At 74.0% G+C, this 24,259-nt stretch carries 19 protein-coding genes; 7 read left to right on the top strand and 12 right to left on the bottom strand.

Features of this window, described 5'->3' with window-relative positions; translation table 11 throughout:
* Window positions 1–136: 136 nt before the first annotated feature.
* Window positions 137–1,030 carry a phosphatidylinositol-specific phospholipase C/glycerophosphodiester phosphodiesterase family protein gene (locus tag A8713_RS03965; RefSeq protein WP_064531438.1) on the top strand — a complete coding sequence of 298 codons (894 nt, stop codon included), beginning with the start codon at window positions 137–139 and terminating at the stop codon, window positions 1,028–1,030.
* Between the two features lie 126 nt (window positions 1,031–1,156).
* Window positions 1,157–1,351, top strand: a complete 195-nt coding sequence (locus tag A8713_RS03960) for a hypothetical protein (protein ID WP_018571071.1) — start codon at window positions 1,157–1,159, stop codon at window positions 1,349–1,351.
* A gap of 44 nt (window positions 1,352–1,395) precedes the next feature.
* Here the strand turns inward: A8713_RS03960 and A8713_RS03955 are convergent, their stop codons facing one another.
* The 6 genes from A8713_RS03955 to xylB all read right to left on the bottom strand — a co-directional run bounded on the left by A8713_RS03955 (window position 1,396) and on the right by xylB (window position 9,666).
* Window positions 1,396–2,628, bottom strand: coding sequence for a phosphodiester glycosidase family protein (locus A8713_RS03955; protein WP_079158829.1), 1,233 nt, complete (start codon window positions 2,626–2,628; stop codon window positions 1,396–1,398).
* Between the two features lie 211 nt (window positions 2,629–2,839).
* Window positions 2,840–3,187, bottom strand: a complete 348-nt coding sequence (locus tag A8713_RS03950; RefSeq protein ID WP_064531437.1) for a VOC family protein — start codon at window positions 3,185–3,187, stop codon at window positions 2,840–2,842.
* 329 nt (window positions 3,188–3,516) lie between these two features.
* On the bottom strand, window positions 3,517–5,598 hold the full coding sequence (locus tag A8713_RS03945; RefSeq protein WP_079159237.1) for a SpoIIE family protein phosphatase: 2,082 nt from the start codon (window positions 5,596–5,598) through the stop codon (window positions 3,517–3,519).
* A gap of 260 nt (window positions 5,599–5,858) precedes the next feature.
* A complete protein-coding gene (locus A8713_RS03940; protein WP_064531436.1) occupies window positions 5,859–6,470 on the bottom strand; it encodes an N-acetylmuramoyl-L-alanine amidase in 612 nt (203 codons plus the stop codon).
* A 467-nt stretch (window positions 6,471–6,937) separates the two neighbouring features.
* On the bottom strand, window positions 6,938–8,146 hold the full coding sequence (locus A8713_RS03935; protein ID WP_064531435.1) for an ROK family transcriptional regulator: 1,209 nt from the start codon (window positions 8,144–8,146) through the stop codon (window positions 6,938–6,940).
* 74 nt (window positions 8,147–8,220) lie between these two features.
* The gene (gene xylB / locus A8713_RS03930; protein WP_064531434.1) at window positions 8,221–9,666 is read right to left on the bottom strand and encodes a xylulokinase; all 1,446 of its coding nucleotides are present in this window, start codon (window positions 9,664–9,666) and stop codon (window positions 8,221–8,223) included.
* A 180-nt stretch (window positions 9,667–9,846) separates the two neighbouring features.
* Between xylB and xylA the strand changes: the two genes are divergently transcribed.
* Window positions 9,847–11,013 (top strand): xylose isomerase, encoded by a 1,167-nt coding sequence (gene xylA, locus A8713_RS03925; protein WP_064531433.1) that lies wholly within the window; start codon window positions 9,847–9,849, stop codon window positions 11,011–11,013.
* Window positions 11,014–11,070: 57 nt separating this feature from the next.
* Here xylA and A8713_RS03920 read toward each other — a convergent pair whose 3' ends face one another.
* The 3 genes from A8713_RS03920 to A8713_RS03910 all read right to left on the bottom strand — a co-directional run bounded on the left by A8713_RS03920 (window position 11,071) and on the right by A8713_RS03910 (window position 17,117).
* A complete protein-coding gene (locus A8713_RS03920) occupies window positions 11,071–12,438 on the bottom strand; it encodes an esterase-like activity of phytase family protein (protein WP_064531432.1) in 1,368 nt (455 codons plus the stop codon).
* 480 nt (window positions 12,439–12,918) lie between these two features.
* On the bottom strand, window positions 12,919–14,256 hold the full coding sequence (locus A8713_RS03915; protein WP_064531431.1) for an SWIM zinc finger family protein: 1,338 nt from the start codon (window positions 14,254–14,256) through the stop codon (window positions 12,919–12,921).
* Window positions 14,253–17,117, bottom strand: coding sequence for a DEAD/DEAH box helicase (locus A8713_RS03910; RefSeq protein ID WP_064531430.1), 2,865 nt, complete (start codon window positions 17,115–17,117; stop codon window positions 14,253–14,255). Before A8713_RS03910 ends, A8713_RS03915 begins: the two co-directional genes overlap by 4 nt.
* Before the next feature lie 266 nt (window positions 17,118–17,383).
* On the opposite strand from A8713_RS03910, the gene A8713_RS03905 reads away from it, so the two are divergent.
* Window positions 17,384–18,439, top strand: coding sequence for a fatty acid desaturase family protein (locus tag A8713_RS03905; protein ID WP_064531429.1), 1,056 nt, complete (start codon window positions 17,384–17,386; stop codon window positions 18,437–18,439).
* A gap of 231 nt (window positions 18,440–18,670) precedes the next feature.
* Window positions 18,671–18,853, top strand: a complete 183-nt coding sequence (locus tag A8713_RS03900; protein ID WP_037895925.1) for a hypothetical protein — start codon at window positions 18,671–18,673, stop codon at window positions 18,851–18,853.
* Here the strand turns inward: A8713_RS03900 and A8713_RS03895 are convergent.
* Complete coding sequence (locus A8713_RS03895; protein ID WP_064531428.1) at window positions 18,828–20,258, bottom strand: tannase/feruloyl esterase family alpha/beta hydrolase; 1,431 nt, start codon at window positions 20,256–20,258, stop codon at window positions 18,828–18,830. The genes A8713_RS03900 and A8713_RS03895 overlap by 26 nt on opposite strands.
* A 261-nt stretch (window positions 20,259–20,519) precedes the next feature.
* Window positions 20,520–21,482 (bottom strand): hypothetical protein, encoded by a 963-nt coding sequence (locus tag A8713_RS03890; RefSeq protein WP_064531427.1) that lies wholly within the window; start codon window positions 21,480–21,482, stop codon window positions 20,520–20,522.
* A 454-nt stretch (window positions 21,483–21,936) separates the two neighbouring features.
* Here A8713_RS03890 and A8713_RS03885 point away from each other — a divergent pair, with 454 nt between their 5' ends.
* Window positions 21,937–22,806 carry an oxygenase MpaB family protein gene (locus A8713_RS03885; protein ID WP_064537220.1) on the top strand — a complete coding sequence of 290 codons (870 nt, stop codon included), beginning with the start codon at window positions 21,937–21,939 and terminating at the stop codon, window positions 22,804–22,806.
* Here A8713_RS03885 and A8713_RS03880 read toward each other — a convergent pair.
* The gene (locus A8713_RS03880) at window positions 22,783–23,316 is read right to left on the bottom strand and encodes a PadR family transcriptional regulator (protein ID WP_064531426.1); all 534 of its coding nucleotides are present in this window, start codon (window positions 23,314–23,316) and stop codon (window positions 22,783–22,785) included. The genes A8713_RS03885 and A8713_RS03880 overlap by 24 nt on opposite strands.
* Before the next feature lie 160 nt (window positions 23,317–23,476).
* Between A8713_RS03880 and A8713_RS03875 the strand changes: the two genes are divergently transcribed.
* The gene (locus A8713_RS03875) at window positions 23,477–24,232 is read left to right on the top strand and encodes an alpha/beta fold hydrolase (RefSeq protein ID WP_064531425.1); all 756 of its coding nucleotides are present in this window, start codon (window positions 23,477–23,479) and stop codon (window positions 24,230–24,232) included.
* Window positions 24,233–24,259: the final 27 nt, after the last annotated feature.

Below are 24,259 nucleotides of genomic sequence, written 5' to 3'. Positions count from 1 at the left end.
CGGCGGACCACCGGTCCGGGCCGCCGGTGAACACGGGCGGACCATCCGGCCAACTCCCTTCGCCTGAGAGCCCGTTGGGCCTGTGCGCCGCGCATACTCCCTTGAGGTCCCGTACGCCCCTCAAGGGAGGCAGAGCATGGCCCTCACCACCCGTCGCAGAGCCCTCACCACCCTCGGTGCCGCCCTCGCGGGCACCGTCGCCCTGCCCGCCGCGCGGGCCGCCGCCGGTGACCGGCGGCCCGGCCCGCGCCCGCTGTGGCGCGCCCACGCGCACAACGACTACGAGCACCCGCGCCCCCTCCTGGACGCCCTCGACCACCGCTTCGGCAGCGTCGAGGCCGACATCTACCTCGTCGGCGGACAGCTCCTGGTCGCCCACGACCCGGCCGACCTCGACCCCCGGCGCACCCTCGAAACCCTCTACCTCGACCCGCTGGGCGCCCGCGTCCGCTCCCACCACGGCTCCGTCTACCCAGGCGCAGCCGCCCGGCCGCTCCAGCTCCTCGTCGACATCAAGACGGAGGGCGCCGCCACCTACCGGGAACTCGACCGCCGTCTGACCCGCTACCGGCACCTGTTCACCAGCTGCGCCCACGGACGCGTCCGCCCCGGCCCGGTCACCGCCGTGATCTCCGGCGACCGCGCGGCCCGCGGCCCGATGGAGGCCCAGACGGTGCGCCGGGCCTTCTACGACGGACGGCTCACCGATCTCGGCGGTCCCGCGCCCGCCTCCTTCGCCCCGCTGATCAGCGAGGACTGGACGTCGCACTTCACCTGGCAGGGCACCGGCCCCTTCCCGGCCGCCGAGCGCCGCGCGCTGCGCGGCATCGTCGCCCGTGCCCACGCCCACGGGCAGCGGGTGCGGTTCTGGGCCACACCCGACGCTCCCGGACCCGCCCGCGACGCCCTGTGGAGCGAACTGCTCGCCGCGGGCGTCGACCACCTCAACACCGACGACCTCGCCGGTCTCGAAGCCTTCCTCGACGCCCACGCCCACGAGGGCCGCGGCGGACGCCCGGCCAGGCCGTAGGACCGCTCGCGCGGCCACCGGCAGAACCACACGTTCGGCGGACACGTCAGCCGCCCGGTCGAACCCTCCGCTACGCCACACTTGCGGCCGAAAGCCGCGAAGTGGGCGTGGCGGAGGAGGTTGACGATGGCCATTTCCATCTCGGTGGTGCTGCTGCTCGCGATCCTGGCGATCATCTTCGTGCGCAACGGCGCCCTGAAGTGCTCCCATGCCCTGGTCTGCGGCATGCTCGGCTTCTTCCTGGCCGGCTCCAGCATGGCGCCCACCATCCACGAGGGGCTGGCGGCCACCGCCGAGATCGTCAGCAGCCTGCGGCCCTGACACGGTGGGGGTCCGCGCCCCGCGCTGCCTGCCCGAAGGACGGGTCACGCGCCGGAGAACACCCCGACCCCGTTGGCGACCGCCCGTTCGGCGCCGTCGCTCGGATGGTTGCGCACCGTCACCTTCGTGGCGCCGGGCTCCCGGGCGACCAGCGTGCTGGAGCCGCCGCCGTCCAGATTGAAGCCGTCGCTCGCCCCCAGGTCGCGCAGGGCGGCGGCCACCTCGGCGAGGGTCAGCCCGCTCCGGTACGCGGACGCCCCGTCCAGCGCCAGGAGCAGCAGCCGGTGCCCGCCGTCCGCGACGCCCACGGCGGTGCGCACGGCCGCCGTCGCCCCGTCGAGCCCGGACACCGCCGCGCCGCCGCGCAGCACCGGGAATCCGCCCACCGCGAAGGCGTACGGCACTCCGGAGACCGCCGTCACCCGGTGCTCGACCCGCACCGCCTCGCCCACGGAGAGCGCGCGCAGCCGCTGCGCTCCCGCCTCCCGGCCCACCAGCACCGTCGTGCCGTCCGGGACGGCACCGCTGCCGGGCGCGCCGGCCGTCCGGGTCACCCTGCCGTCCCGGACCGTCACCTCGTAGGTGTCCTTGCTGCACGGCGCGCCGCGCTCGGTGTCCGTGCCGCACACCGTCCGGGCGCGGGAGACGGGCCCCCAGTCGGAGGTGTAGGCGCCGACCGAACCGACCGGCAGCGCGTACTGGTTGAAGCCGCCGAGCTTCACCTGCCCCTCGGGCGTGGTCACCGTCCCCGACAGGGTCAGCCGGTCGAGGCGCGCCCTGCGGTCGGTGCCCACGCCGAGCACGTCCTCGGTGGTCGTACCGGGCGGCAGGGCCGGGCCGAAGCGCTGGCCGCGCGGTACGGCGGCCTTGAGCGCGCGCCCGTCCGCGATCTCCGGACCGACCGAAGCGCCGGTCGCCGCGACGCCGGGGTGCTGGGTCTCGGTGATGTCGAAGAAGTCCCCGTTGACCCCGGCGAGCGCCCCCTGTGCGGTGGCCAGCCGGGACACGGTGCCCCGCGCCGCCACGGCGTCCGGGTGCAACAGGCCGACGCGCACGTCCTTGTCGTCCAGATCGACGCCGATCACATGCACCCGCACCGTGCCGTGCGCCGCGGCGAGGTCGAACTCGCGGTACTCCACCCCCGGTGCGATCTGCTCGGCGCCGGGCGCGCCGCTGGCCGGCGCCGCCGCCCCCACCAGGGCCGTGCCCGCCAGCGCGCCGCCGGCGAGGAGAACGGCCAGTGCCGTGGTGAACCGCCCGGCGCGCCGCGCCGCCACAGGTCCCGCTGTGCCCACCGTGCCCCCTGATGTGTCGTCAACTCGGTACGGACACAGGGCAGTGCAGCAGAAGCCGGTGTCTCAGGAGGTACCCGGACGCCGACGACGCGGGAACAGAGGGGAAAACGCACTCCTTCGGGTGTCTTCGGCCGCACGCTCCCGCCGGTTGTGCCTGGACCGGTGCGGGGAAGGGCCGGGGGGAGGGCAGTCCTCAGCGGTGCCCGAGGACGTTGACGACCCGGCCGTTGGGATCGCGGACGAAGAAGCGGCGTACACCCCACTCCTCGTCGGTCAGCGGATGCACGATCTCCGCGCCGCGTTCGCGCAGCACGGCATAGGCGGCGTCGACGTCGTCGACCTCCACGCTCAGATCGGGTGCGACCGGCGCCGTCCGGTCCTCACCCATGAAACTGATCTGCGCGGCCGGGTTCACGGTGGAGGCCAGGGTCCTGATCCACCCGTGGTCCATGACCTCCTCGAAGCCGAGCAGCCCGTAGAAGTCCGCGCTCTCCTCCAGGGCTTCGGAACGGACGTTGGGGACGACACGGCGGACCTGCATCGGGCGGCTCCGGTGATCAATGGTCTCCGCGGACGCGGGAGGCGCCGTACGCGGACGGGCCCGGCCAGCCTAGCGAACCGCCCCGGGAGAGGGCCGAGTCGGACAGGCCCCGGTCCGGCCCCGGTCCGGCCCCGGTCCGATCCAGGTCCTGGCTCGGTCCAGGTCCTGGCTCGGTGCATGCTCGGTCAGGGTTCGGCCGTGCTTCGGTTGGGGTCCGGTTGGGCTTCGGCAGGGTGCCGGGGGCGGGGTACGGTCCGCGGTCGGCCCGGTGTCGGTCCTGCGGTCCGGAGGCGCGGACAAGTCGGCGGCAAGTCGGCGGCGAGTCGGCGTCAGGGGGCGTCCGCCACGGACTGCTCGGTCCACACTGTCTTGCCCGTCGCCGTGTAGCGGACCCCCCAGGCCTGGGCGAGCCGGGCGGCGATGAACAGCCCGCGCCCGCCCTCGTCGGCGGAGCGCGCGTGCCGCAGATGCGGGGCGGCCCGGCCGGCGTCGCTCACCTCGCAGGTGAGCGTACGGTCGTGGATCAGGCGGAGTTCGAGCGGCGGGTCTCCGTACAGCACGGCGTTCGTGACGAGTTCGCTCACGATGAGCTGGGTGTTGTAGGCGGTCTCGTCGTCCACGCCCCACGCGTCGAGCTGTTCACCCGCGAGGGCGCGGGCCGTTCCGACCGCTGCGCTGTCGTCGTCGAGCCGCCAGCAGGCGAAGGCGTCGGGCGGCAGGGACCGGGTGCGTGCCACGATCACCGCGGCGTCGCCCGCCGCCAGGTCCTTCGGCAGCGCGTAGACGACGGCGTCGCACAGCTCCTGGAGCGGCCGGTCCGCGTAGTCCGGCGCCGAGCGCAGCGCCCGGGAGGAGTCCGCGAGATAGGCGGTGACCCGCGGGTCGCTGGTGAACACCAGCACGCTCCCGGCGGGCACCTCGAACTCGACGGTCGCGAACGGCGCGTCCTCCGCCATGCCCAGCGGCGGCCCGGCGGGAACATCGGGGACGTCCACGCTGTGGTCGGGACGGATCACCACCGGGGCCAGATCACCGGCCGCCGCCGCCACGCAGGTCCCGGTCAGCGGGTCGTGGACGGCGTACACGCAGTCGGCGGTCAGCGCCTCCCGGCGCAGCGGATCGCCCAGCGGCAGGTTCGCCCGCTCGAACGCGAGCTGCGCCGCCGTGTCGTGCAGGCGGGCCAGCAGTTCGTCGGCGGAGAGGTCGAACGCCGACAGGGACCTGAGGACCGTGCGCAGCTGACCCATGGTGGCCGCCGCGTTCAGACCCCACCCGGACACGTCCCCGACGACCAGCGCGGTCCGCCCGCCGGACAGGGCGATCGTGTCGTACCAGGCGCCGGGGTCGGCACCGGTGAGCGACAGATAGGCGGTCTCCAGCGACGCGTGGGACTCGGGGCGGCGGGGGAGCAGCTGACGGTGCACCGTCGCGGCGACGGTGTGCTCCCGGATGAAGCGCCGTGCGTTGTCGACGCACAGGGCCGCGTGCGCCGCCAGTTCGACCGCGAGCTGCCGGTCGCCCGCGTCGAACGGCGGCGACTCGTCCGTGCGGTACAGGCTGACCAGCCCGAGCGCCGCATCGCGCAGCGCCAGCGGCACCACCAGCAGCGTGTGGGAGTCCGAGGAGTGCATGGCGTCCGCACGCGGCGGGTCGGCGGGCATCCACGGCGCCCGCGGGCGCAGCGGCACCACCCGAGGACGCAGATCGGTCAGCGCCTGAGTGAAGGGCGTGGGCCCCGGCAGCCGTCGTACGTCACCGACCGGGTGCGCCTGCGGCGGATGCGTGCGGCCGCTGCGGAACGCGGTGCGCATCAACGGCGTACCCGGCGGCAGCGGAGCCGGCGGCGGCTCGTCGCCGCGGACCACCGAGTCCACCACCTCCACCACCGCGATGTCCGCGAACTCCGGAACCAGGGCCTCCACCAGTTCCTCACCGGTCACCACCGGGTCGAGGGTGCGCCCCACCTGTCGCCGTACCGCGTCGAGGACCCTGGCGCGGGAGCGCCCCCGCTCCCGCTCGGTGACGTCAAGCGCGGTCACCGTGAGGCCCAGCACCCGTCCGTCGTCGCCCTCCAGCCGCATGGCGGTGGCCTCGAAGCAGCGCTCCTCCGGCGGCTCCGCCCGGACGCACGCCCGCACGAGCCGCTGCCACAGGGGCTGACCGGTCTCCAGCACCTCGCGCAGCGCGGTCTCCAGGTCGTTGTCCTCGACCATGCGGTAGACGTCGCGGACCGGCCTGCCCACCAGGTCGTCCGGAGAGGTCTTCCGCATCCCGGTCGCCGCGGTGCTCAGCCGCACCACGCGCAGATCCGGGTCCAGCAGGTGCAGTCCGACCGGTGAGCGGGTGAAGAGCGCCTCCAGCATGGCGGCCGAGATCTCGTCCGTGGGCCGTCCGGGATCGCCGTACGCCACTGGGACCTCCTTCGGCCGGCCGGTCCGTCCGCCTCCGCCGCGCGCCGGGCCCGTGCCCACGGTGCGGGCTTCCAGCGTGCTCCGCTCGGGAGCCCGCCGCACGCGCAGCGCTCGGTCCACGGCGTGCGGCGTGCAGGTGTGCGGCGGGCAGGTGTGCGGGCGCGTGGCGCGCGAGTGGGCGGTGCGCGAGTGGGCGGTGCGCGTGTGGGCGGCGGGCGGTGCGGTGTGTGGCGGGCGCCCGGTGGGGCGCCCCACCGCCGTCACATGAAGTTGACCATTCTCAGATAGCGGACCCAGTCCCAGTGCGGTCCCGGATCGGTGTGGTCCGTGCCCGGCACCTCATAGTGCCCGATGATGTGCGAGCGGTCCTTGGGGATCTGGTGCCGGTCGCAGATGGCCGCGGTGAGGCGCGCCGACTGTTCGTACAGCGCGTCGGTGAAGTACGCGGGCTGGTCCACCCACCCTTCGTGCTCGATGCCGATGCTGTGCGTGTTGTAGTCCCAGTTGCCCGCGTGCCAGGCGATGTCCGCCTCGCGGACGCACTGCGCCACATGGCCGTCGGCGGAGCGGACGAGGTAATGCGCCGACACCTTCTTCTGCGGGTTCTGGAAGATGGCGAGGGTGTTGGCGTACGTCTCCTGGGTGACGTGGATGATCACCCGGTCGAAGGAGTAGCTGGTGGGCCGGTCGGACGCCGTGTAGTTGGAGGAGGAGGCCGGCAGCCACTCGGTGGGCGGATACCCGGCGCTCAGCGGACGGGGGCGCGCGGCTGCGGGGGAGGCGGGGAGCAGTAAGGCGGAGGGGACGGCGGCGAGCGCTGCGGCACCCCGCAGGATGCGCCGTCGGCTGGGCTGGGATCCTGCCCGGTCCATGGGCGACGACCTTTCTCGTGTGTGGGGGTCTCGTGTGTGGGGGGCCTCGCTTCTCGTGGGGGATGCGAGGTGGGGAAGCGTGTCGCCGGCGGGGGTGCGTGCCGAGGGTGCGTGCCGGTGGTGCGGGTGTCTGTCGGCGGGATGCGCGTAGATGTGGGGGCGGGGGCGGGGGCGGAGGCGGGGGCGAGGACGGGTGTCGGGTGTCGGTGGCGGTGAGTCTCGCGCACGGCCGGTCGCTGGGTGCGGAGCCGGGCGGCGTGTCCGGTCGGTGTCGCCCGCCCCGGCGGTGCGGGGATCGACCGGGTGGGCGCGGGCCGCCGTCGTGGGCCGCAGGGCCGGCGGACGGCGTCTCGCGTGAATCACGGTACGGCGCCGCCGGGTTGGACAGAAGGGCGCGGCAGGGATCCGTGGACGCGCGGCGCGTTGTGGAGAACTCGACCACCCGGACGAGTGAAGTGCAGCGGGTTTCAGACGTGTTCGGCCACGGCTGACGGGTCGTCGAGGACGGCACGCACCACCGAGTGCGCGGCGCCCAGCAGCGGTCCCTCGGGGCCGAAGGACGAGACGGACACCGGGCAGGCGGGGCCCGCGGTGCGCCGGTCCAGTTCGGCCTCGAGCGAGGGCAGCAGCCAGGGCGCGAGCCCGGCCAGCGCGCCGCCGAGCACGACGGTCTCGGGGTCGAGCAGATTGACCGCGCCGGTCAGCGCGACGCCCAGCGCCCGGCCGGCGTCCCGCAGTGCCCCCCGCACCCGCGCGTCCCCGGCGGCGGCACGAGTCGCGAGCAGTCCGACCCGGCCCTCGCCCGCCTCCAGCCCGGCGGCCCGCAGCACGGCCTCCTCACCGGCGTACTGCTCCAGGCAGCCGCGTCCGCCGCACGGGCAGGCGGGGCCCTCCGGCTCGACCGGGACGTGCCCCAGCTCACCGGCGAAACCGCGGGTGCCGCGCAGCAGCCGTCCGTCGACCACCACCGCGGCGCCGATGCCGATCTCCGCGGACACGTGCAGGAAGTCCGGAGGCGTGTCCCGGCCGAGCCAGAGTTCGGCCAGGGCGCCGAAGTTCGCCTCGTTGTCCACGGTCAGGGGGCACGCGCCGGGCAGCAGGACGCCGAGGTCGGTGTCGTGCCAGTCGAGGTTGGGGGCCCGGACGACCGTACGGCCGTCGCGGGCGACCAGGCCGGGCACGGCGACGGCGAGCCCGGCCGGCCACAGCCCCTGGTCCCGCGCCTCGGCGACGACCTCGGATATCAGCGCGCCGAGGTCCGCCGCCACCGGTTCCGGGGCCCGGCCGCGGTTCGTGCCGTGCCGCACCGCCCGCGCCCGGACCGTGCCGCGCAGGTCGACCGCACAGGCCGCGAGGTGGTCGACGCCGACCTCGGCGCCGATCCCCGCCGGGCCCCGGCCGCTGACCGCGAGCGCCGACCCCGGGCGGCCCACCCGGCCGGGCCGCTCGGGCCCCAGTTCCTCCAGGAGGCCGGAGCGGACGAGCTCGTCGACCAGCGTCGACACCGCTGCCCGGGTGAGTCCGATGCGCGAGGCGACGGCTGCCCGCGACAGCGGACCCTCGGCGCTGACGGTGTGCAGGACGCGGGCGAGGTTGCGGCGGCGCATGCCCTGCTGGGTGTCGGGCTGCGGGCGGCCAGGACCGGTCGGGCGGGGCTCGTTCAGCGGTGCGGTCATGCCTGGGTCGTCCTCGGTCGGTGTCCTGCGGCGGTGGGCCGACGGTCGGTGTCCGGTGGGCCGTGCCGGTCTCGTCAGTGCTCCCGCGCGCCCCGCTCCAGCAGCGGGGCCGCGTCGGAGAGTACCCCGGAGATCCTGGTCAGCGTCGTCTCGTCCCGCTCCACCGGATCGAGCACGGGCCCGTCGGCCGTCCGCCAGCGGCGGGCGACCGCGGCCGGGTCCTCGCCGGTCAGCAGCCCCGCGGCCTGCGCGGCGGCGCCCAGCGCGACCAGTTCCCCGGCCTCGGGGATCCGCACCGGCCGCCCCGACAGCCGCCGCACGGTCTGCTGCCAGGCCGTGCCGCGGGCCCCGCCGCCGATCAGCACCAGGGGAGCGGTGCGGTCGGCGTCCTGGTCGAGGACCCGGTCCAGCGCGCCGAGCAGGGCGTGCACAGCGCCGTCGTAGGCGGCCTGGAGCAGTTGTCCCGCGGTCGTGTCGTGGCGCAGTCCGTGCAGCAGGCCGGAGGCGTTCGGCAGGTTCGGGGTGCGCTCGCCGTCGAGGTAGGGGAGCAGGGTGACGCCGGTGCCCGGTTCGACGGCCTCCCGGTCGACACCGAGGAGTGCGGCGATCCGGTCGACGGCGAGCGTGCAGTTGAGGGTGCAGGCCAGCGGCAGCCAGTCGCCGCGCGCGTCGGCGAAGCCCGCCACCGTGCCGGACGGGTCGGCCGGACGGTGCTCGGAGACCGCGTACACCGTGCCCGACGTGCCCAGGCTGAGCACCGGGGTGCCCGGAAGCAACCCGAGGCCGAGCGCCGCGGCGGCGTTGTCACCGGTGCCGGCCGCCACCAGGGTGCCCTTGGAGAACGGCAGGTCGTGGATGTCGCGGACCGTCCCGGCCACCTCTCCGGGCCGCACCACCCGGGGCAGCAGCGCCGGGTCGAGACCGATCCGGCCGAGGACGTCCTCGTCGTACGCCTCGGTGGCGGACGCCCACCAGCCGGTGCCCGAGGCGTCGCCCCGGTCGGTGGTGCCCTCGCCGGTCAGACGTTCGGTCAGATAATCGTGCGGCAGGCGCACCGACGCCACCGAACGGGCCGCCTCCGGTTCGTGCTCGGCGAGCCAGGCCCACTTGGTGACCGTGAAGGAGGCGCCCGGCACGCTGCCCGTGCGCCGCGCCCACGCCTCGGGACCGCCCAGCTCCGCCACGAGGCGGCGGGCCTGCGGCGCCGAGCGCACGTCGTTCCACAGTAGGGCCGGCCGTACGGGGTCGCCGTGCGCGTCCAGCGTGACGAGCCCGTGCTGCTGGCCGCCGACCGACACGGCGGACGCCTCGCGCGCCGCGTCCCCGCACCGGTGCAGTGCAGCGCGCAGCGCGTCCCACCACTGGCGGGGGTCGCTCTCCCGGCCCTCGCCGGTGGAGACGGTGTGCGGCGCCTGCCCGCTCGCCACGACCCGGCCGGTGGCCGCGTCGACGACGAGCACCTTGGTGGACTGGGTGGACGAGTCCACACCGACGACGAGCGGACCCTCGGCTGCTGACATCGGCTCTCCTCTTCCTCGCGGTTCACGGGGCTGTGACGTGCGGTTCTCCTGGAGCGCCGGGGTGCGTGACCCGGGCTTCGCGCCGGTCGGCGCCCCCTCGTCCCTTCCCAGGGACGCGTCGGCATACTAATTTGTAAATCGCCATGACGAAATAGTCGCAAGCGAGCAAGGAGCCGCGGCATGAACTACCAGCCCACCCCCGAGGACCGGTTCACGTTCGGGCTGTGGACCGTCGGCTGGCAGGGACGGGACCCGTTCGGCGACGCCACCCGCCGCGCCCTCGACCCGGCCGAGACGGTCCGGCGTCTGGCCGGACTCGGTGCCCACGGCGTGACCTTCCACGACGACGACCTGATCCCCTTCGGCTCCTCCGACGCCGAGCGCGACACCCACGTCAAGCGGTTCCGCCAGGCACTGGACGCGACCGGCATGACGGTCCCGATGGCCACCACCAACCTCTTCACGCACCCCGTCTTCAAGGACGGCGCCTTCACCGCCAACGACCGCGACGTGCGCCGCTACGCGCTGCGCAAGACCATCCGCAACATCGACCTCGCGGCGGAACTGGGCGCACGCACCTACGTCGCCTGGGGCGGCCGGGAAGGCGCCGAGTCGGGCGCCGCGAAGGACGTACGGGCCGCCCTGGACCGCATGAAGGAGGCATTCGACCTGCTCGGCGAGTACGTCACCGACCAGGGCTACGACCTGCGCTTCGCGATCGAGCCCAAGCCGAACGAGCCGCGCGGCGACATCCTGCTGCCCACCGTCGGCCATGCCCTCGCCTTCATCGAGCGCCTGGAGCGCCCCGAGCTGTACGGCGTGAATCCAGAGGTCGGCCACGAGCAGATGGCCGGACTGAACTTCCCGCACGGCATCGCACAGGCCCTGTGGGCGGGCAAGCTCTTCCACATCGACCTCAACGGCCAGTCCGGCATCAAGTACGACCAGGACCTCCGCTTCGGCGCCGGTGATCTGCGTGCCGCGTTCTGGCTCGTCGACCTGCTGGAGAGCGCCGGCTACGACGGTCCGCGCCATTTCGACTTCAAGCCGCCGCGCACCGAGGACCTGGACGGCGTGTGGGCCTCCGCGGCCGGCTGTATGCGCAACTACCTCATCCTGAAGGAGCGCGCCGCCGCCTTCCGCGCCGACCCGGACGTCCAGGAGGCCCTGCGCGCTGCCCGTCTCGACCAGCTCACGCAGCCCACCGCGGCCGACGGCCTCCAGTCGCTGCTGGCCGACCGTTCGGCCTACGAGGAGTTCGACACCGACGCCGCCGCGGCCCGCGGCATGGCCTTCGAACACCTCGACCAGCTCGCCATGGACCACCTGCTCGGCGCCCGCGGCTGAGTCCGTGACGCGCAAGGGGCGGCACGCGCGCGTGCCGCCCCTTCCGATGACGCGTTATCAGATGCCGTGCGGCAGCCGCACGTAGGTCACCGTGGTCTTGATGCCGCTGTCCACCAGCCGCCCCTGCGCGTCGAACGCGTCCGGGCCGTCCGTCATCCCGAAGTCGTTGTCGTTGATCAGGGCGAGCGTCCGGTCGTCCACGCGCGCGACGCCCTCGATCTTCCCCGGCACCCCGGCGACCTTGCCCAGGTCGACCACGAGCCGCTTGGCGAGCACCGGCACACCGGACGCCGCGGGATCGTCGAGCTGCTCCAGCGACGGCGAGGTGGTGTCGTCGTCCCACCGGCCGCCGAGGATGTCCGCCCGGCGGTCCAGCCGCACCAGGTGCAGCCGTGCCGCCCTGTCGGTGCGCTCCTCCACCAGCAGCCGGTCACGGCCCACCGCGACGACGGAGGAGATCTTCAGCTCGGAGGTGTCGTCCTCGCCGGGGTCGACGACGCCCACCGGGTCGAAGCGGTACGCGTACTCGGCGGTGACCGCCTGCTTGCGGGGCGAGAAGCGCAGCAGTCGGGTGGTGCGCGAGGCGTCCCCGGAGTCGGCGTCGGGCAGCGACAGCGGGCTCTGCACAGCCATCACCAGGTCACCGCCCGGCAGCAGCGCGAGCCCCTCGAACCCGCGGTTGACCTTCCGGTGCAGCAGCACGGACGGCAGCGCCTCCACCACCCGGTAGTCGGCGCCGGTGAGACGCAGCCCCTTGGGCACGTACCGGGTGAGCACCTTCCCGCGCGCGGAGACGTGGACCAGCGACGGGCCGTACTCGTCCACGAGCCAGAAGGAGCCGTCCGCCGCCCGGACGATGCCCTCGGTGTCCAGTCCGTTCGGGTTGTACGGCAGTGGGGTCCGCGCGTCGTAGGAGTACGGGGCCTCGTCGCGTCCCTCCTGGTTGGACAGGCCGGTGACGGGCTTGCCCGAGGAGGTCGTCAGGGGGATGGCGTCCAGCACCCGCACCGCGCCGCCCGACACCTTGATCTTCACGATCGCCGGGTCGAAGCCGGGCACCGGGAACGTACGGCGCTTCTTGCCGGACACCTTGATCTGGCCGTTCGGCCCACGGTCGGTGACCGTCCAGAACTCGCCCTTGCGGCCCGCCGGGTAGATGTCGCTGCCGATGCCGCCCAGATTCACGCCCCGGTCGTCGTCCACGGTGCCCGGCAGCAGCCGATTGCTGAACGCGCCGAGCGGTATGTCCCCGAGCGTGGCCGTGCCGACGACGCGCGCGTCGCGGGAAGGGGCCTTCCCGCCCCGGTCGTGGCCGACGGCGGCCGTGGCCGTACCGGCCGCCGCTAGCCCGGCGAGCAGGGCGAGCGGAAGCCCCGCTGCGAGAGTGCGCCGGACACGGCGCCGACCGGGGACGTGCGAGGACATCGAGCCTCCTGAGAACCAAGTGTGCTGACAGCGGTCAGGGTTGGACGCCACGTGTAACGGAGGGCTACGGAGGCGTGAACGGGAGGCGTCGGCGGGCGGTCGGCCTGGGACTTTCTCGGTGCGGCCTGGGACTTTCTCGGTGCGGTCGGTGCGGTCGGTGCGGTCGGTGTGGTCGGCGTGTCGGGTGCGAGGGTGGCACCTTGCCGCTGACTGACCGGGCGCGGCCCACCCCGGTCCACCCGGATCCACCCCGGTCCAGTCTGGTTTGGTTCGTTCTGGACTGGTCGGGTCGGATCACGTCCGCCGGATCGGGGCCGGTCCGTCCCGGTCCGGCCCGCCGCGGTCCGGCCCTCCGCCCTTCCGGTCCTCCGCCCTGCCGGGCCCGGTGTGTCAGCCGCCGCCCGGCCGGGCACGCGCCTGCCCAGGCGCTCCCAGGCGCTCCCAGGCGGGCTGAGGCGGGTCGAGGCGTGTCCGGGGGCCTCAGACGCCCTCGTGCCCCGGTCCGGCCCCCGAGGCACCCGCCGTGGCGCCCTCCGTGCCGTCCCAGCCCTCCGCCGTGGCGAGCGCGGTCGCGGGGTCCTGGGCGGGACCGCCCGCCGGTGCCCAGTGGCCGTGCTCCTTGCGGAAGGGCCACCAACGGCCGTCCCGGCCCAGCCGGATCTGGTGGCCCGTGCCGACGACGGTCCAGCGGTTCCCCGTGCCCCGCAGGGACGGCCGGTCCTCCTCCCACGCCGCCGCGAGGGCGGCACGCGCGCGTGCCTGTGCCTCGCCGTCGACGGCCCACTCCTCCTCCAGCACGGCCACACCGGCGGCGCCGCCCGTCCGCCACGCCCGCACGGCACGCGCGAGTTGTGCCCTGCTGCGCCCCGAGCCCTTGGCCAGCCGGTCCAGGAGGGCGCGATCACCGGGACCGCCCGCGGCGCCGGTGCCTTCGCAGGCGCCCTCGGCGAGGCGTACGGCGTCCAGCCCGACGGTCAGGCCGAACTCGTCCGCCCACCCCAGGGAGACGCCGTCGCCCGCCCCACTGAGCCACCTGTGGGCCCTGGCGGCGGTGCGCGCGGCCAGGAGTTCCAGCGCGGCCGGATCGACCCCGGGCGCCGGAACCGTCTCGGTGCCGAGCGACGGTGGCAGACCCGGCCCCGCCGGCGGTGCGGGCAGCGGCGGCAGCGGTGGCAGGGCGGCCCCGCGGGCGTACGCCTCCGCCGCGTCCACACCGTCCGGCGGCGGCTGTTCGCCGGCCTCCGCCGCGTCCCGGGCGTGCAGTTCACCGAACAGGGTCCGCTCGTCCCGGCCGCGCATCAGCAGCAGCACGAGGGGGTCCTCGTCCAGCAGCCGCGCCACCAGGTGGCACAGTGCCGCCGTGTGTCCGCAGTGGTCCCAGGCCCCGCAGTCGCACCGGGGCTCCAGGTCACCGATGCCCGGCAGGAGTTCAATGCCGACGGCCGCGGCATCCTCGACCAGTTCGGGCGGCAGATCGCGGTCGAGCAGGGCCGCGAGGTGCCCCGAACGCTCCACGGCCACATCGAGGAAGCGAGCCCACCCGTCGTCGGAGAGCGGCTCCAGCAGGACGTCCGCCCGGTGCGCCGTACGGTCCCGGTCGTGCACCACCGCCGTGATCCGGCCCGGACGCACCGACACGGCGCCCACCGCTCCCGCGCGGGCCAGGCGCCGTCCCGTACGCACCTGCTGGGCCTCCAGCGCGGTGTCCTCCAGCGCCTTCAGCCAGGCATGGCCCCACCACGTCCGGGCGAAACCCCGCCCCTGGGCCGGGGGCAGCGCCTCGAAGATCCGCTCCGTGTCGCTCGCGTGCTCGTTCATCGGACCTCTCCTCGCAGCTCGACCAGCGCGGCCAGTTCGGCGTCGGTCAGTTCGGTGAACGCGGCCTCGCCCGACCCGAGGACCGCGTCGGCGAGATCACGCTTGCGGCGCAGCAGCGCGGCGATACGGTCCTCCACCGTGCCTTCGGCGATCAGCCGGTGCACCTGCACGGGCCGGCTCTGGCCGATGCGGTACGCCCGGTCGGTGGCCTGCGCCTCCACCGCTGGGTTCCACCAGCGGTCGTAGTGCACGACGTGCTCCGCGCGCGTGAGGTTCAGTCCGGTGCCCGCGGCCTTCAACGACAGCAGGAACACCGGCACCTCACCGTCCTGGAAGCGCCGAACCTGTGCCTCACGCTCCGCGACAGGGGTGCCGCCGTGCAGGAACTGCGACCGCACCCCGCGGGCCGCGAGATGCCGCTCGAGCAGCCGCCCCATCCGCACGTACTGGGTGAAGACCAGCACCGCCGCCTCCTCCGCGAGGACGGTGTCGAGCAGTTCGTCCAGCAGTTCGAGCTTCCCGGACCGTCCGGGGATCCTCGGCCGGTCCTCCTTGAGGAACTGCGCGGGATGGTTGCAGATCTGCTTCAGGCCGGTCAGCAGCTTCACGACCAGCCCGCGCCGGGCCATGCCGTCCGCGGCGGAGATCCCGGCGAGCGTCTCGCGCACCAGGGCCTCGTAGAGCCCGGTCTGCTCCGCGGTGAGGGAGACGGCGTGATCGGTCTCCGTCTTGGGCGGCAGCTCGGGCGCGATCCCCGGGTCGGACTTGCGGCGCCGCAGCAGGAACGGCCCGACGAGCCGCGCGAGGCGCTCGGCGGCGGCCGGGTCCCGGCCGCTCTCGACGGCCTGCGCGTAGCGCGTGCGGAAGGCGCCGAGGCCGCCCAGCAGGCCCGGGGTCGCCCAGTCGAGGATCGCCCACAGCTCGGACAGGTTGTTCTCCACGGGGGTGCCGGTGAGCGCCACGCGCGCGCGTGCCCCGATGGTCCGCAACTGCCGGGCCGTGGCCGAGTACGGGTTCTTCACGTGCTGCGCCTCGTCCGCCACGACCATGTCCCAGGGCATCTCGGACAGCCGCGGCGCGTCCAGGCGCATCGTCCCGTACGTGGTCAGCACGATCTCGCCGTCGGCGAGGCCGGCCAGGTCGCGCCGCGCGCCGTGGAAGCGGCGCACCGGCGTACCGGGCGCGAACCTCTCGATCTCCCGCTGCCAGTTGCCCATGAGCGACGTCGGACAGATCACCAGGGTGGGGCCGCCGGTCGCCGGATCCTGCTGCCGGTGCAGGTGCAGCGCGATCAGGGTGACCGTCTTGCCGAGTCCCATGTCGTCGGCCAGACAGCAGCCGAGCCCCGACGACGTCATCCGCACCAGCCAGCCCAGACCGCGCGCCTGGTAGTCGCGCAGCCGGGCGGCGAGCGCGGCCGGCTGCCCCACCGGTTCCTGTGCCTGCGGTCCCGTGAGGCGGTCCCGCAGGGCCGCCAGCCATCCCGTGGGCCGCACCCCGACCCGGTGGCCGTCGACCTCGGCGGAGCCCGTCAGGGCGGCGCCCAGCGCCTGCACGGCGGTGACCTTCCGGTCCTGCCGTCCCCGGGCGCGGCGCAGTTCGTCGGGGTCGACCAGCACCCACTGGCCGCGCAACCGCACCAGGGGCCGATTCGCCTCCGCCAGACGGTCGAGCTCCGCGCGGGTGAGCCGCTGACCGCCCAGCGCGAACCACCAGTCGAAGGCGAGCAGCGCGTCGGCGGACAGCGTCGCGCCGGGACCCGGCGCGGGACCCGCGGTGCCGCCCGCGCCGTCCGGCGGCCCGAGGGTCGCCCCGGAGGTCAGCCCGCGGGCCGTCACCGCCGGCCAGTGCACCTCGACCCCGGCGGCGGCGAGCGCACGGGTGCCCTCCCCGAGCAGTTCGGCGATCTCCTCGTCGGCGAGTTCGACGGCGTCCGGCACGGCTGCCGACAGCAGTGGTGTCAGCGCGGGCCAGGACCGGGCCGCCCGGCGCAGCGCGAGCAGGACGTCCGTCCGCGCGCGGGGACCGAACGCCTCGGCCGGGCCGCCCGGTCCGGCCCAGACCTCCGCGGCGTCGGAGACCCGGGCGGGGCCGCTCACACTGTGCACCTGGAGCACCGCGCGGAACCGGGGGTCCGGGCCGTCACCGTCGGCGGACTCCAGCCCCGTCACCTCGACCCGCAACGAGATCCGCAGACCCGCGTCGTGGCCCGCCGCGACCTCGGCGGCCCACGCCCGCTGCTCCGGGAGGTGCTGCGGCTCCTGTGCCGCGTAGGCAGGCCCGGCCGTGACCAGGGGCGCGGCGGGCGACCGGGGCAGCGTGTCGGCGACCGCGTCCAGGAAGGCGCGCAGCAGACGCCCGGGGTCGGGCAGCCGCGGCGGTCCGGGCACGTCGAGCGGTACGGCGTGCGCCTCGGGCGGCATCGCGGCGGCCAGTGCGCCGACCCGCTCCGCGTCCTCGCCCAGGAGGGGCGCCGCGCGCCAGGCGTCGTGGTCGGTCGCCGACAGCCCCGGCAGCAGCAGGCCGCGCGCCGTGAAGTGGAGGCCCAGTACGGCCGCCGCGCCCCAGAAGGCGGCGGCGCGGTGCCCCGGGCCATCGGCACGCGCGTGCGTGAGCACCGGCAGCGCCGAGCGCAGGGGAAGCACGACGGCGGGCACGGTCACCGGAGCGACCCCGCCGTCGCGAGCGACGACGACCGTCAGCTCGGTCACGGATGCCCGCGCGGGGGCCGGGGGAGCCGAGCCGTCGGGACGCCAGAAGGCGACCCGGCCGGAGCGCGCCGGGTCCGCGGGCAGGAACACGGCGCAGCAACGGGCGAGTTCGGAGAAGTCGGACGGTGTCGCCGGGAAGGTCCGCTGCACAGTGATGGCGATTCCTCAAATTTGACTACTGGTGGTCGGCCGCCGAGGGTACAGCACATCGGCGGTCGACCGGGAACAAGGCGTCGGTGACGTGGGCATGTCCTGCGGAGGTGTCGCTGGCCCCCCGGCGCCTGCGGGGGTGTTCCCCCGGCCCGTGGGGAGGCGGCCCCCCTGTGAGCCGGGGTGTTGGCGCCATGGCCGGGACAGGGCTTCGATCCATACGTTTTCTCAGGTCAGGCCGTTGCCGAGAGACCGGAGACCCCACCATGCCCCAGCCCGCCGCAGCCGTCGCGGACGGCACCCAGGAGAGGGCCGGCGGGTCCGCCGCCGGCAGTGAGTTCGCGCCCCTGCTGCGCACCGTCAAGGACCGGGGACTGCTGGGGCGGCGGCACGGGTGGTACGCGCGCGTCATCGCAGGCAACGCGCTGGCCCTCGCGGCGGTCGTCGCGGGGCTCTTCCTCGTGGGCGACTCCTGGTGGGCACTGCTCCTGGCGGTGCCGTTCGCCGTGCTCTTCGCCCGTACCGCGTTCATCGGCCACGACGCCGGACACGCGCAGATCAGCGGCGACAAGGCGGTCAGCCGGGTGATCGGCCTGGTGCACGGCAACCTGCTGCTCGGCCTGAGCTACTCGTGGTGGAACGCCAAGCACAACCGGCACCACGCCAATCCCAACCACCGCGACAAGGACCCGGACGTCGCCGCCGACGTACTGGTCTTCACCGGCGAACAGGCCGGGGTCCGGCAGGGCTTCCGCCGCTGGCTCACCCGGAACCAGGCCTGGCTGTTCTTCCCGCTCACCCTGCTCGAAGGCATAGCCCTCAAGGTGCACGGCTTCCAGGATCTGCGCCGTCAGTCGCCCCGGGAACGCCTCGTGGAGGGCGCGCTCCTCGTGGCCCATGTGGTGGGGTACGCGGCGCTGCTGCTCACCGTGCTGTCCCCGGGGAAGGCCCTCGCGTTCGCCGCCGTGCACCAGGCGCTGTTCGGCCTGCATCTGGGACTGTCCTTCGCGCCCAACCACAAGGGCATGGAGATGCCGGACCCGGACGGCGACCGCTGGGGGCACCTGCGCCGCCAGGTGCTCACCTCGCGCAACATCCGGGGCGGTGTCCTGACGGACTGGTTCCTCGGCGGCCTCAACTACCAGATCGAGCACCATCTGTTCCCGAGCATGCCGCGCCCGCATCTGCGGCTCGCCCAGCCCCTGGTCCGCGCCCACTGCCAGGATCTCGGCATCCCCTACGCCGAGACCGGCCTCGTCGACTCCTATCGCCAGGCCCTGCGTCATCTGTACGAGGTGGGGGAGCCTCTCAGGGTGGAGTAGCCGAGGCCGGTGCACGGGCCCTCGGGGCGCCACCGGCCGACCGGGCGGTACGGCCGCACGGACCGCACGGGCAGCCGTGGGGTGACGACGGGAGTCGAGGACCCGAGGCGACCCGTAGGGGCGCGGCTCAGGGATGTCTCAGGGGCTTCTCGGGGTCGCGGACCGGAACCGCCGGAGCGGCGGAGCCGTTTTCACGACAGAGAGCGGCAGTGGCCGCGAAGGAGGCGACAGATGTCGAAGAAAGCGAAGATCGCCGCGGGTGGCGTGGCGGTCGGCCTGATCCTGTGGATCTGGCTGCCCTTCTGGGCCGTGCTCCTGATCGTGTTGGGTGTCCCGGCCGCCGCCTACCTCGCGCTGGACCCCTCCCAGCGTCGTCGGCTGCGCCGCGTCACCCGTAAGGAACTCGACCGCTGATCCGCCGGCCGCGGTCCTGATGTCCGGGTGCCCGTCCGCCCAGGGCGCAGGAGTCGACCACATCACCGCTCGCGGGCCTGCCGACGGTCCGGTCCGCGGGCGGCCGCACACCGTGCTCCACCCACGCCGCCAGAGCGTCGAAAGCGGACCGGTAACAGGGCAGGATCGGCCGCAGCCGGTCCGGATAGGTGTCGTACAGCCCGTCGACGTGTGTGCCGCCCTCGATCGTGTAGTACCGGTGCAGAGCACCCCGGCCGCTCGCGTCGACCATGCGCGCGTACACATCGGAGTCCGCGGCCCGGGGGAGCAGCGAGTCCAGATCACCGTGCAGTGTGATCAGCGGTTTGCCGATCCGCCCGGTCAGTGCCACACGGGCCACCGCGCGGTGCACGGAGGCGGGACGTGCGGCGTAGTCGTAGGCGGCGTCGGAGGGGCACGGCGCCAGGATCTGCTCCGGCGTGCTCCCGGCCGACGCTCCGGGGCAGGCCGGGTCGTAGCCGGGGTCGAACTCGGCACGGTAGATCTTCTGCGTCACCCCCCAGCACGCCTGCTCGTGGTAGGGCCACAGGAACTCCGATCCGCGCGCGAACCCCACGGCGTACAGTGCCGAGTCACCGGCCGACCCCAGGGACCGGGCCACGGCGGCGGGCAGCGAGGTGAGCAGGTTCGGACCGCCCGCCGTCCACAGGGCGCCCTCCCAGTCCACGCCGCCGTCGTACAGCTCCGGATGGTGCTCAAGCTGCCAGCGCGTGAGGTATCCGCCGTTGGACATGCCGGTCATGTACGTCCGGCGCGGTGCGCGGCCGTACCGTTCGGTGAGCACACCGCGTGCGGCGCGCGTGAGCTGGGTGGTGCGCGTGTTCCACTCGGCGACCGCCTCGCCGGGCCGGGCCTCGTCGCGATAGAAGTCGGCCGAACTGTTGCCCTTGTCCGTGGCGGCGTAGGCGTAGCCCTGAGCCAGCACCTGGTCCGAGATGGCCTTGTCCGTGGCGTACTGCTTGCGTGTGCCCGGCGCTCCGGTGACCACCAGACCGCCGTTCCAGTGGTCCGGCAGCCGGATCACGAACTGCGCGTCGTGCCGCCACCCGTGCGTGGTGTTGAAGTGCGAGGAGTCCGGGAAGTAGCCGTCGATCTGCACACCGGGCACACCGGAAGGCACGCGCGTGTCCCGGGCGGTCAGCCCGGCCTGGTCGGCCATGTCCGTGTAAGGGGTTCCGGCGAGTCCGGTGGTGGTCAGATCGGGCAGACACGCCGTCTGGACGAAGGCCGCGCCCGGCACCCGCAGCCGGCCCCCGTGCCCGCAGTGGTCGTCGGCCCCGGTCGCGGCGGCCACCGGGGCGGGCCAGGCGGCGACACCGGTCAGCAGCGCGGCGGTGGCGAGCGGGACTCCACGGGACAGACGCACGACGACTCCGGAGAGGAAGGGAACAGGGGGCTCGGGCCGGCGCACGAGGTGGTGCGGCCCGGAGCTGCCCCATCGTGCGGGGTCCGCTCCCGCCAACTCCATGGGTTGGCGCCATATGCAGAGATGAGTCGCTGTGGTGAGCCAAGACATACGCCGGCGGACGAGCCGCCACGGAACGCTCGCGGTGCGCGCGTCCGGGGAGGTCGGGGGCCGTCATGGGCGATGGCGCTCGCAGAGGCGAGAGCCGGTCGCGCGAGGGTGTCAGCTGGGGCGTACCGCCAGCCGGTCGAGGGCCTCCAGCAGACGGGGCAGCTCCGGCCCCCGGCCCACCGGCAGCACCTCGCCGGGCTCCTCGTCGAGGAGCACGAAGGCGATGTCGTCGGTCCGGGCCACCATCGACCACCCCGGTCCGTCGGCACGCAGGGTCCGCGCCTCGCCCGGAGCGAAGGACGACCTGATCCGGCCCAGCGGCGGCGGCGAGTCCACGTAGGCGCGAGCCTCCGCCAGGACACGCCGGACACCGCGATGTCCCGCGGAGGCGTCCTGCGCTGTCCGGTCCGCCACGCTTTCGCCGCCCCCGACCTCGGCTCCTGGGGCCGTCTCCGGGGCCCGCTCGGACGCCGGTCCCTCCCCGGGCTCGCGGCCCAGGCCGGAGCCCCGCCCCTGCGCGGTCTCCTCGGGTTCGCTCCCCTCCGGTCGGCTTCCCCCGGCCTGGGCGAAGTACGTGGCGTCGTCGATCTGCTCCCGCCACGCCGTCCAGCGCAGGGCGATCTCATCGGCGCCCAGACGGCGCTGGGCGGGCCCCCAGACGCTGGTGTCCGGCGGTGTCAGCAAGGGACCGTCCCCAGCGTCGGGGGCGGGATCGTGCGGCGCGGGAACGCCGGGAGCCGAGACGGCCACGTCGAGCGGCCAGCCCGGCAGGGCGGCGACCACCGTGCGCTCCCCGGGCGACAGGTCGTACTCCATGCCGCAGTCCCAGGACGCGATGGCCACCGCCACCAGTGACACGTCGTCGACGGCCACGGTCCACCGCGCACCTGCGCCGTCCTGACCGAGCACCAGCCCGTACCCGTCCACCAGCGGGGCCAGACCGAGTGCCGCACAGGCTTCCGGATAGTCGTCGCCCAGCACGCTCGGGAACTGCGCGGGCGTCAGCAGGACCGCCGTCAGCACGTAGAGCGCGTCGTCCGCGGCGGCGACGGCTTTCTCGCCCGTCCCGGCCATCCCAGCCTCCCCATCGGTTCGTCCAACGGCGCGCACCCTAGTGCGCGGGCCAGGAGGTTGTCACGACTCCAGGTACCGCGCGGACCTGCAGTTTGCCACCCCGTAGGGGGCGAAACGGCCGCACCGGTGCCCCTCGGACGCCCAGGACCTGTCCGGTCGGTCATGGCGAAGGCGCGGGGTGTGGCACGCACATCCGCCGCGTTGTCGTCGGTTGCCGAAGCTCCGCGTCGACGCCCTCCTCCGCCTTGCGGCCGCACGCACCACACCCCGCTCACCCGTGCCCACAAGGCGCTGTCGCCTCCCTCCACCATGATCGGCCGGACAGGTCCTGGCCGGGCGCATGTTGCCGACACGGATGGTCCATCTGTGGCTACGCACAGTAGAGTTGGGTCTCGGACGGCAGGAGGGGTGCGCAGTGGCGAAGCGGTTCGACCGGCTCGAGCAGATCCGCCGGATGGATCCGGTGACCGAGGCGACGGAGATCCACCGGCTGACCGCGGTGTACGAGTTCCCGTGGGACTTCACCCGCGCCCTGGAACTGGCCCTCTACCGGACGTACGCCGTCCCGAGCATCGGCCGGCTGCTCGCGGAGACGGCCGAACTCACGGAGCGCTCCCAGAAGCGCTACGACGACACGGCGCTGCTCCTCGATGCCGTCATCGAGCACGGATTCGCCGGTGAACGGGGCCGCACCGCCATCCGGCGCATCAACCAGATGCACCGCAGTTACGACATCAGCAACGACGACATGCGCTACGTGCTGTGCACGTTCGTCGTGATGCCCAAGCGGTGGATCGACGCGTACGGCTGGCGCAGGCTGTCCCGGCACGAGACCGTGGCCGCCGCCGTCCACTACCGCACGCTCGGCCGGCACATGGGCATCAAGGACATCCCCGAGTCGTACGAGGAGTTCGAGGCGCACCTCGACGCCTACGAGAAGGCCCACTTCGGCTGGGACGACCGGGCGCGGACGGTCTCCGACGCCACGCTCGGCCTGATGGCCTCCTGGTACCCGCGCCCCCTCGCCCCGCTGCTGCGCCGTGCCACCCTGGCCCTGCTCGACGAGCCGCTGCTGGAGGCGTTCCGCTACGACCCGCCGTCCGCACTGACCCGCCGCTTCGTGCGTGGCGCGGTGCGCGCCCGGGGCCGGGCCGTCCGGCTGCTTCCGCCGCGCAGGGCGCCGCACTTCGCGCGGCAGAACTGGGAGATCAAGAGCTACCCGGACGGCTACCGGGTGGCCGATCTCGGCACCCGCCCCGTCCCCGGCCTGCGGGGGTGCCCGGTGCGGCATGCCGGCGACTCAGCCGACGGTGTCGTCCAGTGAGTCGATCGTGCTGCGGAGCCATGCCACTTCCGCCTGGCTGGTGGCCCGCGCGACGGTGAGGATGCCGCGCCGGAAGGGGTCGCCGAGTTCTTCGGCGCGCAGCGGCCGGTCGCCCTCGTAGAAGAAGCTCGAAGGGGTCTCGAGGAAGCTCAGTCTGCGCCGCAGCACGGCCGCCTGGTCGCTCGGATCGTCCAGGTGCCTGAGGAAGGCCAGGACGGTGAACCAGCGGTTCTCGTCCGTGATGTCCTGCTGGACCGGTTCGGCGAGGCGGCGGCGCAGCTCGCGCCTGCCCTCGTCGGTGAGCGTGAGGACATGGCGCGGTGCCGCCACGGCCCCCGGTTCGGTGGCCCGTTCGAGCAGGCCGGCCTTCTCCAGCCGCTTGATCGCGGGGTAGAGCGTGCTCTCGGCGACAGGCCGTACGTGACCCGTCAGCGCGGTGATGCGTTTACGCAGCTCATAGCCGTGCAGTGGGGCGTCGTAGAGGAATCCGAGGATGGCCAGCTCCAGCATTCCCGCATTGTCGCGTACATCCGCGGTACATCGTGCCCCTGGTACAGCAGATCAGCTGTACAACGCTCCTTTGATACATCGACTGGGCAATACATCGTCACCGATGTATGTTCCTTGAGGGGTCCCGGACGTACCGGTGCCGTGATGCGCGGAGGGTGACATGAGGCAGGCCGAGTTCGACGGAGCGGGCAGCATGATCCGCTGGACCGAGACACCCGGCGCCGAGCCCGCGCGCGTGTATGTGCACGGACTCGGCTCGATCTCGTCGGTCTACCACGCGCACATCGCGGCCCGCCCCGAAGTCGTCGGGCGGCGCAGCCTCTTCGTCGACCTGCCCGGACACGGCATCAGCGACCGGCCCGCCGATTTCGGCTACACCCTGGAGGAGCACGCCGACGCCGTGGCCCGCGCACTGGACGAGGCGGAGCTGACCGGCGCCGAACTGGTCGCGCACAGCATGGGCGGGGCCGTCGCGATCGTGCTCGCCCACCGCAGGCCCGACCTCGTCTCCCGGCTGGTCCTCGCCGAGCTCAATCTGGACCCGCTCCCACCGGCGAGCGCGGGCAGCAGCATCATCGGCTCCTTCGACGAGGAGGCGTTCGTCGATGGAGGCCACGCGCGCGTGCTGCTCCAGGCGGGACCCGTGTGGCCGGCGACCCTGCGGCTCACCGACCCGCGCGCGCTGCACCGCAGCGCGGTGGCGCTCCGACGCGGCACCCGGCCCACGATGCGTGACATGCTTCTGCGCCTGTCCGTGGACCGCCTCTGCCTCCAGGGGGAACTGAGCGGCGAACTGCCGGGCAGAAGCGGTCTGGAGGAGGCGGGCGTACGCGTGGTGACCGTGCCGGACGCGGGCCACAACATCATGTTCGACAACCCGGACATGTTCGCGGCAGCTGTCGCCGGAACACTGTGAGCGGTGCCCGGCCGGTGGCCCGTACGC

Source organism: Streptomyces sp. SAT1 (genome assembly GCF_001654495.1).
In the GTDB taxonomy this organism is placed as follows: Bacteria; Actinomycetota; Actinomycetes; order Streptomycetales; family Streptomycetaceae; genus Streptomyces; species Streptomyces andamanensis.
This window is presented reverse-complemented; position numbering and strand designations above follow the sequence as displayed.